Source organism: Aestuariivita boseongensis (assembly GCF_001262635.1).
Taxonomy (GTDB): Bacteria; Pseudomonadota; Alphaproteobacteria; order Rhodobacterales; family Rhodobacteraceae; genus Aestuariivita; species Aestuariivita boseongensis.
The window spans coordinates 1-13,469 of the sequence record NZ_JXYH01000033.1 but is presented as its reverse complement, the minus strand read 5'-3'; the positions used below and the strand labels follow the sequence as shown (position 1 = coordinate 13,469).

The window sequence follows — 13,469 nt, the reverse complement described above, 5'->3', positions numbered from 1 at the left end:
CGCAATCCGTTCCAAAGGCTCACTCACCGGTCGCGCTCTCCGTCTTCGGCGTCGGCCTCGTCGAATTCGGCTTCCAACTCGTCTTCATCGAACCACAGCCCCTGGGCGCGCAGCTCTTTCTCGCGTTTTTTCTCCACACGCCGCACCAGCTGGATCGACACTTCGTACAGCCCGTAGACCACGACAAACAGGATGATCTGCGTGATCACATCCGGCGGTGTCACCAGCGCGGCCAGCACCAGAATGCCCACCACCGCATATTTGCGCACCGATTTCAGGCCCGCCGCGCTGACCAGCCCGGCCTTGCCCATCAGCGTCAGCAACACGGGCAGCTGGAAGCACATGCCAAAGGCCACGATGAATTTGATCGTCAGGTTCAGATATTCCTGGGCCGAGCCCTGGAACACCACCGACAGGCCCTGTGCCACTTCTTCGCCGACGACCGCCTCGCCTTCGGCCCCGAATTGCTGGAAGCCAAGAAAGAAATCATAGGCAAGCGGCGTGACCACATAGAAAGCGAAGGCCGCGCCCAGGAAAAACATGAAGGGCGACGCGATCAGGAAGGGCAGAAACGCCCCTTTTTCCGACTTGTAGAGGCCCGGTGCCACGAACCGCCACAGCTGGTGGGCGATGAAGGGAAAGCCCAGGATAAAGCCACCCAGCAGCGACACCTTGATCGCCACGAAGAAGCCTTCCTGCGGACTGATGAAGATCAGGTCGCAATCCTGCCCCCGCTGGGCCAGCACCTGACACAGCGGCGCGGTCAGGAAATTGAAGATCGGCGTGGCAACGGTGAAACAGATCACCATGCCCACCAGAAAATACAGCACACAGCGAATGAGCCGTGTGCGCAACTCCGCCAGATGCTCGATCAGCGGGGCAGAGGTGTCGTCCATATCTTCGGTTTGCGTCATGTCTTGCTTTCAGAGCTCTCAGGCGCATCCTTGGCCAGCTGCGCCTCGTATTCCTCGGCCTTGGCCAGCGCTTCCTGCGCCTCGCGCGCCTTGCGCTCTGCGGCGGCCCGCGCGGTGGCGGCCTGGATCTTGCGCGCCTTCTCAGCCCGATCAGCGGCCAGCTTGCCGGTTTCGCTCTCGGGATCGAACTTGGTGGGGTCCAGCGACGATGTCAGATCTTTCGCCGCGCTTTTGACCCCGTCCATGGCGCTGCCCACCGGGCTGCTCGCCGTCTTAAGACCTTTGGCGATGTCATTCACGCCGGCCTCGTCGGCGGCATCGTTCATCGCGCGCGAAAACTCCCGCGCCATGCCGCGCATCTTGCCAACGAACTTGCCGATATTGCGGAAAAGAACCGGAAGGTCCTTGGGCCCCACGACGATCAACGCCACGATCCCGATGACCAGCAACTCGGTCCAGCCGAGGTCAAACATGGATCAGACCTTGTCTTTGTCGGTCGCCTCGGGGGTGACGTCCTTTGCGTCCTCTGCCGCCTGCGCTTCCAGCTCTTCGGTACCGTCCTTCACGCCTTTCTTGAACGCGGTGATGCCTTTGCCCACCTCACCCATCAGCGACGAAATCTTGCCGCGGCCAAACAGGACCAGAACGACAACAGCGATCAGCAGAAGGCCGGGAAGGCCGATATTGTTCAACATTGGGTCTCTCCTCACGAATGTTGTGCGCAAGGCATCCTGCGCGTCAGTTCCCTTTGGCCTAGGCCTACTGTGGGACAGGGTGGCGCGAAAACCCTCCACAATGATTTTCCGCGACCCCGATCAGGAAAATTCCGCGAATTTTCGCACTTGGCGAAACCAACTGACAGGTTTATGTCAGTTGCACCCTGCCAAACAGGCCCCATCACACAGATGGGAGATCAACATGACCAAAACCGTAGAAATCGTGACCTTTCGCACGCACCCGCAGCACTCCGCAGGCGATGTCCATCAGGCTGCCGCCGCGATGAAAGGGTTCCTGCACGAAACCGGCGGCATGGCGCAACGCACCCTCAGCCAGGACGCGGACGGGCTCTGGACCGGCCATATCCTCTGGAACAGCTTGGAGGACGCCCAACGCGCCGCCGCTCGGATCGGCACGGCGCCCGAGGCGCAAGCCTTCATCGCCATGATCGATGGGCCAAGCGTCACGATGCGCCACGCCACCTTACACCTTCAGATGGAGTGATATGCGCCGCACCGACCGCCTCTTTGACATCATCGGCATCCTGCGCGACGGCAAACTGCACCGCGCGCAGGACATCGCCGACCGTCTTGAGGTGTCGGTGCGCACCATCTACCGCGACATGGACACGCTTGTCGCCTCGGGCATTCCCGTCGAAGGCGAACGCGGCATGGGATACATGGTGCGCGAGGCGATCACCCTGCCCCCGCTGACGCTGACCACAGAAGAGCTTGAGGCCCTCAACCTCGGCATCGCCATCGTGTCCGAAGCCGCCGACCCCGATCTGAAACGTGCCGCCCTCACCTTGGCCGATAAGATCGACGCGGTGCTGCCCACCCAAACCATCGCCGAAGCCGATGCGTGGAAATTCGCGGTCTACCCCTTTGCCGATGCCGCGCGCGGTTTTGCCCATATGCCCGCGTTGCGTGCCGCAATCAAAACGCGGCAGAAACTCGCGCTGTCTTACCGGCGGATCGACGGCACCCTGACCCAGCGCACCATCCGCCCACTGCATATGGAATATTGGGGCCGCGTCTGGACGCTCACCGCCTGGTGCGAGTTGCGCGACGATTTCCGCGTCTTCCGCGTCGACCTGATTGAAGAGGCCACCGCCCTGCCCGAGCTTTTCACGGATGAGCCCGGCAAATCCCTCGCGGATTACATGGCACGTCAGCCAGCCTAAATCGTAGCCCTGCTTCTTTCTGGCTAAAAATACCCATCGCACCCGCTCAAGCCGGGAACACGAAACACTTGTCCCGGCGGATCGTCAGCCACATGACCTTTCCCGGCTTGGGCAGAAACACCCCCGGCACCGTCACCTTGATCATCGATCCGTCAAAATCCATGCGGAACTCCACAAGGCTTTCATTGCCCATAAAGCGCGACCGCTCCACCACGCCGCGAGCAGGGGCGCCCTCGGTGGGCGTGGGGGCCGGGCCCTTGCCGCCCCGGTCAAAATCAATCCTCACATGCTGTGGACGGAACACGATCTCCACCTCTGTGAGATCAGGCACGCCGGGCGCAAGGAACCGGCCAAAGGGCGTCATCGCCAGTGCGCCTTCAACTGTGGCCCGCAACACATTGGTATCGCTGAAAAAAGCCACCGCCGCATGATCCAGGGGACGGGTATAGACGTTATAAGGTGCGCCCCGCTGCACGATCACCCCATCCCGCATCAGCGCGATCTCATCGGCCATGCGCATAGCCTCTTCCGGCTCATGGGTGACCAGCAGAACGGCGGTATCTTCGGCCTTCAGCAGATCCAGCGTGTCGTCCCGGATCCCGTCGCGCAGCCGGTTGTCCAGCCCCGAGAACGGCTCGTCCATCAGCATGATCCGGGGCCGCGGCGCCAGCGCGCGCGCCAAAGCCACGCGCTGCTGTTCCCCGCCTGACAGCTGATGCGGATAGCCGTCAATGAAGCGGATCAGATCCACCTGCCGCAACAGCTCCTCCACCCGCGCACGCTTCTGCTCGCGCGGGCCTTTCAGACCGAAAGCTACATTGTCAGCCACGCTCAGATGCGGAAACAGGGCGAAATCCTGAAACATCAGCCCGATCTCGCGCCGCTCGGGCGGCACGCGGGTGATCGTGTCGCAGATCAGCTTGCCATCCACATAGATCTCGCCCGAATCCTGCATTTCCACCCCGGCAATCATCCGCAGCGTGGTGGATTTCCCGCAGCCCGAAGGGCCCAGCAGGCAGGTCACCTGCCCCGGCATGATGCTCAGCGAGACATCATTCACCACCGCCCGGTCGTCGAAACGCCGGACCAGATTGCGCACCTCAAGCCGGGGGGTCGCATTTGGAGGGGTGGATGCCTGCACGCGGGCCTCGTATTGATTTCCCGATTAAAACCATCGGTTATCAACCCACGCTTCCCCGCGCAAGGCTCTCCGCGCGGTCAGAGCGTCGCGTTCACCCCACCCCCGTCCAGCAGGATGTTCTGGCCCACGATAAAGCCCGCATGCTGCGAACACAGGAACGCACAGGTCGCGCCGAACTCTTCCGAGGTGCCATAGCGCCGCGCGGGGATCGTGGATGCCCGCCGCGCCTGCGCCTCTTCGATCGTGATCCCTTCGGCCTTTGCGACGGGTCCATCCAGCGCCTCGGCCCGGTCGGTTGCGTGGATGCCCGGCAACAGGTTGTTGATTGTTACGCCGCTGGGCGCCACCTGCCGCGCGGTGCCCGCCACAAATCCCGTAAGCCCCGTGCGCGCCGCGTTCGACAGGCCCAGCTGCGGGATCGGCGCCTTGACCGACTGGCTGGTGATATTGACCACCCGACCCCAGCCGCGCTCCATCATGCCGGGCAGAACCGCCTGCATCAGCGCGATGGGTGTCAGCATATTGGCATCGAGTGCTGCGATGAAATCATCGCGCGACCAGTCATGCCACATGCCCGGCGGCGGGCCACCCGCATTGGTCACAAGGATATCCACCTGGCCTGCCGCCTCCAGCACCGCCGCGCGGCCCTCTTCGCTGGTGATATCTGCGGCCACAGTAGCCACGTCGACCCCATGGGCGTCGCGCAGCTTGGCCGCCGCGGCCTCCAGCGCCTCCGCCCCGCGCGCGTTCATCACGAGGTTGACGCCCGCTGCCGCCAAAGCCTCGGCGCAGCCAAAGCCCAGGCCCTTGCTGGATGCACAGACCAAAGCACGTTTTCCCGATATCCCCAGATCCATCTCTCTCACTCCCATGACACTGATTTTGCCTGAAAACTCCCTATCACTGCGGCTGCCCGAATTGCCAGCAAAACACCCGTCCGTTGACCCGCTCTTGCCACAATTCTACCCTAACTCTTCATGTCAAAGCGGCCACGCCGCATCGAAGGCAAGTTCAAGAGGATCCGGATGTCCGATCGGACCACCCCCATTCAATCTGTGCAGGTCTACCCGGCCGCGTGCTTTCGCGTCTCGGCGGGCGCCAATCTGGGCGACGGGATCTCCTGGCATGAAGAGCTTGAACTGAACGATTACTACATGCTGGAACCCGGCGCGCTGCGCGGCCGGCTGTCGCTGCAGGCCGATGTCGATGGCGGCTTCCACGTGGCCGAAGACACCGGGCTGGGCCATCCGGGCGCGCGGCTTCATCTGGATTGCGCGCTGACCTTCATGTCACCGGACGGGCAAACCCAGGATGCAGTGGTCATCGTTGAACTGGATGAAACCGACAGCATCGCGGGGCTTTACCTGCTGTCGCTCTCCGAATTGCAGCCACGCGTGGAATATGCGCTGGTGGGCGTCAACCCCGACGGAGCGCGCGCCTGCTTTGCCCGCGTGGCCTGCGTCTATTTCACCCGTGGCACGCATATCACCCTGTCCACGGGCGAACAGCGCCTGATCGAAGATCTGCAAGTCGGCGACCGCGTCCTGACCCGCGATGACGGTGCACAGGAAATCCGCTGGATCGGAGCGTCGACCGTTCGCGCGCAGGGCGACATGGCCCCCGTGGTGATCGAGGCGGGCGCGCTCAACAACGCCCATGACCTGGTGGTCAGCCCCGATCACAGGCTGTTCGTCTATCAGCGCCAGGACCGGATCGGCGCAGGTCAGGCCGAACTCATGGTCAAGGCGCGCCACCTGGTGAATGGCGACACCGTCCGCATTGCGTCGGGCGGGTTCGTCGAGTATTTTCAGATCCTATTCGATCGGCACCACATCATCTATGCCGAAGGGATCGCGGCGGAATCCATGCTGGTCGACCCGCGCACCAGACCCTCTCTGCCGCCAGAGCTGCTGGAAAAACTGACCGAAGTGATGCCTGGCCACGCCCGTTCCGGTCACCACGGGATTGATGTCCAGCAAGCGCTGCTCGACCGGCCGGACGCAATCGACATCCTGCGCCGCGCCTCGACGCGTTAAGACAGCCGCGCGTGTTTATACGGTATAAAAGAACTCTTCGCGGGTAATCTTGCCGTCAGTCACGTGGTAGACGCCGATTTCTTTCATGTCGAAGGTTTCGCCGCTGTCCTTCACCTTCCCCTGCACCTCAAAGATCACCGCAAAACGGTCATCCCCATGCAGCATCGGATCGCTCACCTGGGCACCGGTCACCTCCATCGCGTTTCCCCACCATTCATGCTTGGCCCGGATCGCGTCCAGCCCCTTGGCCTCGCGCGGCATCCCCTGTTCAGCCGCCTCGACAGACACGGCATCCGACGCATAAAGCTTGCCCAGGTTTTCAACCTCCCGCCCTTCGCGGCATCCGGCGACCAGAGCGTTCGCAACAACTTTGAGATCCATAGCGCATTCCTCCAATATGTTCATGATATGTTCTCATCATGCCACAAAATCGCGGAATCTCAAAATCACAACTGACTGTTGCGCGCTTCTTTCATCAGCGTCGAGTGCTGCGCCAGCATCTCCCGTGCCGCCGCATGGAACCGAAGCAAGGTGTCATCCTGGAACCGGGAGTGATTGTTGCCCGACAATAAGGCCGTCCAATAAATGCGCAGGATCAGGTTCATCCGCGCCTGATATCCCGGGCCCATCTTGCGAAACCACCGCACCATGTCCGCATCCAGCCGCAGCGTCACCCGCGTTTTCGCAGGCTCCAGCGGATGGAGGTAATCCAACGCGTTCCAATCCTCCGGCAGGCTCTGATCGATTCATTTCAGAGACAGCTACAACTGCAGCGCTTCCAGCGATTGGGCCATGTGTTTTCCGTGCGCGATTTTCCGGGTCATCTGTTCCACCTATTGCGTGCTTTTTCCCGATCCTCCTCCAAAAAGCATAACGACTGCGATGGCCTACGCGCGGTGCACGTGCGGTGCACAGGTTGTGCACGGATGTCATACCGCCAATTTCTTGCCCTTTGATTAAGTCTGACCTATACGCGCGCTCATGTTAGACGCAGCCCGAAATCGCCCCGAATTGCCCGCCGAAATCGCCCGGCGGCGCACCTTTGCCATCATCTCGCACCCCGATGCGGGCAAGACCACGCTGACCGAAAAATTCCTGCTCTTCGGTGGCGCGATCCAGATGGCCGGACAGGTGCGCGCCAAGGGCGAAGCGCGGCGGACACGCTCGGATTTCATGGCGATGGAAAAAGACCGCGGCATCTCGGTCTCCGCCTCGGCAATGTCGTTTGATTTCAAAGAGTTCCGCTTCAATCTGGTCGACACACCCGGCCACTCGGATTTCTCCGAAGACACCTATCGCACGCTGACTGCCGTGGACGCCGCCGTGATGGTGATCGACGGCGCGAAAGGCGTGGAAAGCCAGACCCAGAAACTCTTCGAGGTCTGCCGCCTGCGCGACCTGCCCATCCTGACCTTCTGCAACAAGATGGACCGCGAAAGCCGCGACACGTTCGAGATCATTGACGAGATCCAGGAAAACCTGGCCATCGACGTCACCCCCGCCTCCTGGCCCATCGGCATGGGGCGCGATTTCATCGGCTGCTATGACATCCTGCGCGACCGACTGGAACTGATGGACCGCGCCGACCGCAACCGCGTGGCGGAAACCATTGAAATCAACGGCTTGGACGATCCAAAACTGGCCGAACACGTCCCCGCCGCCCAGCTGGAGCAGCTGAAGGAAGAGCTTGAGATGGCGCGCGAACTCCTCCCCACGCTCGACCGCAAGGCCGTCCTCGAAGGGACGATGACGCCCATCTGGTTCGGCTCGGCCATCAACTCCTTCGGGGTCAAGGAACTGATGGACGGCATCGGCACCTACGGCCCAGAACCGCAGATCCAGACAGCTGAGCCCAGGCAGATTATGCCCGAAGAAACAAAGGTTTCCGGCTTTGTCTTCAAGGTACAGGCCAATATGGACCCCAAGCACCGGGACCGCGTGGCCTTTGTCCGCATGGCGTCCGGCCACTTCAAACGCGGCATGAAACTGACCCATGTGCGCACCAAGAAACCCATGGCCATCTCAAACCCTGTGCTGTTTTTGGCCTCAGACCGAGAGCTTGCCGACGAGGCCTGGGCCGGCGACATCATCGGCATTCCCAACCATGGCCAGCTGCGTATCGGCGATACGTTAACCGAAGGGGAAGCTTTGCGTGTTACTGGTATCCCCTCCTTCGCGCCCGAATTGCTGCAAGGCGTCCGTGCCGGCGATCCGCTGAAAGCCAAGCATCTGGAAAAGGCGCTGATGCAATTTGCCGAAGAAGGCGCGGCCAAAGTCTTCAAGCCCTCCATCGGGTCGGGCTTTGTCGTGGGCGTCGTGGGCGCGCTGCAATTCGAAGTGCTCGCCTCCCGGATTGAGCTGGAATATGGTCTGCCGGTGCGCTTTGAGTCGTCTCAATTCACCTCGGCCCGTTGGGTGAAAGGTGACAAGCAAGCCATTGATAAGTTTGTGAATGCCAACAAGCAGCACATCGCCTACGACCATGATGGCGACATCGTCTATCTGACACGGCTGCAATGGGATATCGACCGCATCGAACGCGATTTTCCCGAATTGACGCTCAGCGCAACCAAGGAAATGATGGTCTGAACCGAAGGGAACAGACCACATGACCACCTGGGGCATCGTCTCCACCATCAAGGCGCCGGTTCGCGACACGCTCCGCTTTGCCGCCTACCATCTCAGCCAGGGTGCGCATCGCATCTATATCTATCTTGATGACGCGAATGAGGCCGCGTTCGTTGCGTTAAACGATCATCCACAAATTACGCCGATCCTCACCGATGACACCTGGTGGGAAAAACGTGGTCGCCGCCCCGTCAAACACCAGGTGCGCCAGTCGCGCAACGCCACGCATTGCTATCGCAGGCTGGCCAAGGTGGATTGGCTGATTCATATGGATGCGGATGAATTTCTGGTCACAACCCATTCAATTGATGAGATTTTAGGAGGGCTTTCCGACAACACCCAATGCGCTCGCATCCGCCCGATGGAGCAGCTTTCGGGCGATCCGACGCTCTTCAAGGCCTTCATGCCCGCTGGCGCCAAACGCCATCGCCTGACCGAAGCGATCTATCCCACCTACGGGCCCTATCTGAAAGCAGGCTTTCTCAGCCATCTGGCTGGCAAGATCTTTGTCCGCACCGGGCATCCCGATCTGAAGCTGCGCATCCATAACGCGTTGATAGATGACAAGATGATCGAGGATATGCCCGAACTTGACGGCATCGACCTGGCCCATGCCCATGCCAAAAGCTGGGACCAGTTCCTTGCCACCTTCCGCTTCCGGCTGGAAAAGGGCTCTTATCGGGCCGAGCTTGCACCGGAACGGCCACGCGACAAGGGCGGCCTCACGCTGCACGAGCTTTTCCAGCAGATCGCCGCCGAAGACGGCGACGCGGGCCTGCGCGCCTTCTTTGACGAGGTCTGCGCAGCGACCCCCCGCCTGACGCAGGCGCTGGACGCGCATGGCCTTCTGCGCCGGGTCGATCTGGCGCTGGACACACATCTGCGTGAGCATTTCCCCGAATACGCCTGATATTGTTGCAGCTTCGGCACCATTCAGGGCTCCGGCGACATGCCGCAGCGGCAGTATTTGACCCTGCGAGGCCTGAGTGCTATCTGCCCCTCAGCCAGAGATGCGCAGGTCGCGCAGGCCATACGGGCCAGGCTGAACAGACGTGCGGGCCAAGTCAGTGTCCGCGAAAACGGATACATATGACAAAGTTTGCAGATCTGAATCTGAACCCGAAGGTTTTGAAAGCCGTTGCCGAGGCCGGCTATGAAACCCCCACCCCCATTCAGGCGGGTGCCATTCCCCCCGCATTGGAAGGCCGCGACGTGCTGGGCATCGCCCAGACGGGCACCGGCAAGACGGCCAGCTTCACGCTGCCGATGATCACGCTTCTGGCGCGAGGCCGCGCCCGTGCGCGCATGCCGCGCAGCCTCGTGCTGTGCCCGACACGTGAACTGGCTGCCCAGGTGGCAGAGAACTTTGACACCTATTCAAAATATCTCAAGCTGACCAAGGCATTGCTGATCGGTGGCGTCAGCTTCAAGGAACAGGATGCCCTGATCGACAAGGGCGTCGACGTTCTGATCGCCACGCCGGGGCGTCTGCTGGATCATTTCGAACGGGGCAAGCTGATCCTGTCGGATGTGAAAGTCATGGTGGTCGATGAAGCCGACCGCATGCTCGATATGGGCTTTATTCCTGATATTGAACGGATTTTCGGCCTCACGCCCTTCACGCGGCAAACGCTGTTCTTCTCCGCCACCATGGCGCCGGAGATCGAGCGGATCACCAACACCTTCCTGTCAAACCCCGAACGGATCGAGGTTGCGCGCCAAGCCACCGCGTCTGAGACAATTGAGCAGGCCGTGGTGATGTTCAAAGGCTCGCGTCGCGACCGCGCGGACAGCGAAAAGCGCAAGTTGCTGCGTGCCCTGATCGACGCCGAGGGCGAGAAATGCACAAACGCGATCATCTTCTGCAACCGCAAGACGGATGTGGATATCGTCGCCAAATCCCTGAAAAAATACGGATATAACGCAGCCCCGATCCACGGAGATCTGGACCAGAGCCAACGGACAAAAACCCTCGACGGGTTCCGGTCGGGCGAGATCCGTCTGCTGGTGGCCTCGGACGTGGCGGCGCGTGGGCTGGATATCCCGGCGGTGAGCCATGTGTTCAATTTCGACGTCCCCAGCCATGCCGAGGATTATATCCACCGCATCGGCCGCACGGGCCGCGCCGGGCGCGAAGGCAAGGCGATCATGATTTGTAACCCGCGCGATGAAAAGAATTTCGACGCGGTTGAAGCGTTGATCCAGAAAGAGATCCCGCGCATCGAGAACCCGCTGAAATCGGACGCCGTGGCAGAGGACGATACCCAGGAAAAGCCCAAGCGCGAGCGCCGCACGCGAACCCGCAAAGAGGCCGATCAGGACAAACCGAAGGCCGCGGAAAAGGCCGAGGCGCAGCCGGAGACCTCCGAAGAAAAGCCGCAAAAACAACGCCGTGGCCGCCGTGGCGATCGCCAGGACGACAACAAGGTTGTTGGCATGGGCGATCATATGCCAGGCTTCATCGCGCTCAGTTTTGACGAGCGTCGCACGGGGTAATTGGCCCAAACATGGCTATCTGCTAACCTGCGTCTGTTTTCACAAACGCAAAGGGTCGCTTCATGCCGTCAATTGATATTCAGGTTCTTGAAGGGGTCTTCTCGGACGAGGAAAAGGCCCAGATCATCACCCGCGTGACCGCCGCTTTCGGCACTGTCGCAGGACCTGAAATCGAACGGGGCACATCCGTGCGTATTCACGAAGTCAAAAGCGGGTCCTGGGGATGGGGCGGCAATGTTCTGCACACCGAAGACGGCCAGCGCATGAAGGCCGCACGAGACAGTTAGCGCATCCGGCTGATTACCACCGTGACTTCGGGCTTTTTTCCGATTTCGGCCATGCAGGTCTGTCGCGCGATGCGCTTCAGCCCCTCTTCCAACGCATCGTCATCGCGCAGCGTCTTGTTGCCCGCGCGCATCAGGAATTGATGCAGGTCTTCTTCCATGACCTCGACCAGCGGCGCATTTGACGTTCCGGTCTCGGCCAGGCCTTTCAGATCGCACCACGGCTCGCCCAGCGGTTCATCTTCCTCGTCCAGGATGACCGTCACGATCACATGCCCGTTCAGCGCCATGCGAATGCGGTCACGCACGATCCCGTCCAGCGCCCCGATCTGCACCGACCCGTCCAGATAGGTGCGGCCGGTCTCGATATATTCGGCCACAGTGGGGGCGTTCCCGCTGAGGTCGATCATCATGCCATTCACCGCAACAACGGATTGCAAACCGTTCTTTTCGCTCAGCTTTGCATGTTCGCGCAGGTGGCGGTGTTCGCCATGCATCGGAATCACGATCTGGGGTTTGACGATCTCTTGCATACGTTCCAGATCGGGGCGGTTGGCATGACCCGATACGTGGTAGCGCCCGGATGAATCATCGACCACATCCACGCCCTTTTCGGAAAGCTGGTTGATGATCCGGATCACGCCGCGTTCATTGCCCGGAATGGTCTTGGAAGAGAACAGGAACAAATCGCCCTCGGCCAACTCCAACCCCATATATTTCCCCCGCGCCAGCTGGGCGGAGGCCGCGCGCCGCTCCCCCTGCGATCCGGTGACCAGCAGCATCAGATTCGCGCGCGGGATGTCCTGCGCCTCTTCCGGGCTGACGACTTTCGGGAAATCGGCCAGCACGCCGGTTTCAATCGCGGCTTCGATCATCCGTCGCATCGCACGGCCCAAAAGCACGATGGAGCGGCCTGCCCGTTCGCCGGCTTCGGCCAGTGTCTTAAGACGCGCAACGTTCGATGCAAATGTGGTCGCCACCACCATTCCCGTGGCGCCGGCAACCAGCTTCTGGATCTCTGGCCCCAGTTCCGATTCCGACCGGCCCGGGTGGGTGGAAAACACATTGGTCGAATCGCAGATCAGCGCGCGCACGCCGGGCTTGGCCACCTCGGCCCACAGGTCGGGGTCAAAAAGTTCGCCCACACCCGGTGTCGGGTCCAGCTTGAAATCGCCCGAATGCACCACCCGGCCTTCGGGGCTGTCGATCACCAGGCCCGAGCTTTCGGGAACAGAATGCGAAATCGGCAGGAACCCAACGGTGAACGGCCCGGCCTTTATCGTTTCCGGCCAGGCGCTTGCGGTTTGAACTGCATCTTCGGGATGGCCCTGTTCTTCCATCTTGCGACGCGCGATATTGGCGGTGAAGGCGCGCGCATAGATGGGCGCGCCCAGGGCTTCATAGCAATGAGCGACAGCGCCCACGTGATCTTCGTGAGCATGAGTGATGAAGACCGCCTCAAGCCGGTCGGCGCGTTCCTTCAGCCAAGTGATATCGGGCAGGATCAGATCGACTCCGGGTGAGCCGTCCATATCCGGAAAAGCCACGCCCAGATCGACAAGGATCAACCGTTCTTCATCCGGTGCGCCATAGCCATAGACATAGGCGTTCATGCCAATTTCACCCGCCCCGCCAAGGGGCAGGTAAATCAATCTCTCACTGCTCATCGCTTATCCGTTTTCCTTGTTGAACGCATGGATCACCGTCAGCCCATGCATCGTCAAATCATCTTCCAATACGTCAAATAGCTCTTCCGTCTCGGCAAACAACGGGGCCAGCCCTCCGGTGCCGACAACGCGCATGGGCCGAGCCAGTTCGGCCTTGATCCGTGCGCAGCTTTCCTTGACCAGCCCGACATAGCCCCAGAACACGCCCGATTGCATGCAGGCCACCGTGTTGGTGCCCACGACCCGCTGAGGTTTCGAGATGTCGATATGCGGCAAGGCGGCGGCCGCCATATGCAGCGCCTCTAGGCTGAGGTTCACACCGGGCGAGATCAGCCCACCGATATAGGCCCCATCGGTATCGACCACGTCAAAGGTGGTTGCGGTGCCGAAATCCACCACGATC

At 61.0% G+C, this 13,469-nt stretch carries 16 protein-coding genes; 7 read left to right on the top strand and 9 right to left on the bottom strand.

All coding sequences use genetic code 11. The features are described from left to right. Positions 1-23: 23 nt before the first annotated feature. Genes tatC through TR61_RS12975 form a run of 3 tightly spaced genes read right to left on the bottom strand, consistent with a single transcriptional unit; the run spans position 24 to position 1,609 of the window. A complete protein-coding gene (tatC, locus tag TR61_RS12985) occupies positions 24-914 on the bottom strand; it encodes a twin-arginine translocase subunit TatC (protein ID WP_050930509.1) in 891 nt (296 codons plus the stop codon). Further along, positions 911-1,387 (bottom strand): Sec-independent protein translocase protein TatB, encoded by a 477-nt coding sequence (gene tatB / locus TR61_RS12980; protein ID WP_050930508.1) that lies wholly within the window; start codon positions 1,385-1,387, stop codon positions 911-913. The genes tatC and tatB overlap by 4 nt, the downstream gene beginning before the upstream one ends. 3 nt (positions 1,388-1,390) lie before the next feature. After that, the gene (locus TR61_RS12975) at positions 1,391-1,609 is read right to left on the bottom strand and encodes a twin-arginine translocase TatA/TatE family subunit (protein ID WP_050930507.1); all 219 of its coding nucleotides are present in this window, start codon (positions 1,607-1,609) and stop codon (positions 1,391-1,393) included. Between the two features lie 223 nt (positions 1,610-1,832). On the opposite strand from TR61_RS12975, the gene TR61_RS12970 reads away from it, so the two are divergent. Together TR61_RS12970 and TR61_RS12965 are read left to right on the top strand one after the other, a co-directional pair. Continuing rightward, a complete protein-coding gene (locus TR61_RS12970) occupies positions 1,833-2,135 on the top strand; it encodes a hypothetical protein (RefSeq protein ID WP_050930532.1) in 303 nt (100 codons plus the stop codon). Between the two features lies 1 nt (position 2,136). Further along, entirely contained in the window at positions 2,137-2,814 is a 678-nt protein-coding gene (locus tag TR61_RS12965) for a helix-turn-helix transcriptional regulator (protein ID WP_050930506.1), read from the top strand. A 46-nt stretch (positions 2,815-2,860) separates the two neighbouring features. Here TR61_RS12965 and TR61_RS12960 read toward each other — a convergent pair whose 3' ends face one another. Together TR61_RS12960 and TR61_RS12955 are read right to left on the bottom strand one after the other, a co-directional pair. Beyond that, a complete protein-coding gene (locus TR61_RS12960) occupies positions 2,861-3,955 on the bottom strand; it encodes an ABC transporter ATP-binding protein (protein WP_050930505.1) in 1,095 nt (364 codons plus the stop codon). 77 nt (positions 3,956-4,032) lie between these two features. Continuing rightward, complete coding sequence (locus TR61_RS12955; RefSeq protein ID WP_050930504.1) at positions 4,033-4,812, bottom strand: SDR family oxidoreductase; 780 nt, start codon at positions 4,810-4,812, stop codon at positions 4,033-4,035. Between the two features lie 168 nt (positions 4,813-4,980). Here TR61_RS12955 and TR61_RS12950 point away from each other — a divergent pair, with 168 nt between their 5' ends. After that, positions 4,981-5,991: a Hint domain-containing protein gene (locus TR61_RS12950; RefSeq protein ID WP_050930503.1), complete on the top strand. Its 1,011-nt coding sequence runs from the start codon at positions 4,981-4,983 to the stop codon at positions 5,989-5,991. Positions 5,992-6,006: 15 nt separating this feature from the next. Here the strand turns inward: TR61_RS12950 and TR61_RS12945 are convergent, their stop codons facing one another. Then, positions 6,007-6,372 (bottom strand): nuclear transport factor 2 family protein, encoded by a 366-nt coding sequence (locus tag TR61_RS12945; protein ID WP_050930502.1) that lies wholly within the window; start codon positions 6,370-6,372, stop codon positions 6,007-6,009. 65 nt (positions 6,373-6,437) lie between these two features. Next, positions 6,438-6,704, bottom strand: coding sequence for a BrnA antitoxin family protein (locus TR61_RS12940; RefSeq protein WP_050930501.1), 267 nt, complete (start codon positions 6,702-6,704; stop codon positions 6,438-6,440). Between the two features lie 268 nt (positions 6,705-6,972). Here TR61_RS12940 and TR61_RS12935 point away from each other — a divergent pair, with 268 nt between their 5' ends. From TR61_RS12935 to TR61_RS12920, 4 genes are all read left to right on the top strand, one after another. Next, positions 6,973-8,580, top strand: coding sequence for a peptide chain release factor 3 (locus TR61_RS12935; RefSeq protein WP_050930500.1), 1,608 nt, complete (start codon positions 6,973-6,975; stop codon positions 8,578-8,580). 19 nt (positions 8,581-8,599) lie between these two features. Beyond that, a complete protein-coding gene (locus TR61_RS12930; protein ID WP_050930499.1) occupies positions 8,600-9,529 on the top strand; it encodes a glycosyltransferase family 2 protein in 930 nt (309 codons plus the stop codon). A gap of 179 nt (positions 9,530-9,708) precedes the next feature. After that, positions 9,709-11,115 (top strand): DEAD/DEAH box helicase, encoded by a 1,407-nt coding sequence (locus TR61_RS12925; RefSeq protein WP_050930498.1) that lies wholly within the window; start codon positions 9,709-9,711, stop codon positions 11,113-11,115. A gap of 62 nt (positions 11,116-11,177) precedes the next feature. Beyond that, the gene (locus TR61_RS12920; protein ID WP_050930497.1) at positions 11,178-11,402 is read left to right on the top strand and encodes a tautomerase family protein; all 225 of its coding nucleotides are present in this window, start codon (positions 11,178-11,180) and stop codon (positions 11,400-11,402) included. Here TR61_RS12920 and TR61_RS12915 read toward each other — a convergent pair. Together TR61_RS12915 and TR61_RS12910 are read right to left on the bottom strand one after the other, a co-directional pair. Continuing rightward, entirely contained in the window at positions 11,399-13,066 is a 1,668-nt protein-coding gene (locus TR61_RS12915; RefSeq protein WP_050930496.1) for a ribonuclease J, read from the bottom strand. The genes TR61_RS12920 and TR61_RS12915 overlap by 4 nt on opposite strands. Positions 13,067-13,069: 3 nt before the next feature. Beyond that, positions 13,070-13,469: type III pantothenate kinase (locus tag TR61_RS12910; RefSeq protein ID WP_157440910.1), on the bottom strand; the 400-nt coding region annotated here is incomplete at its 5' end.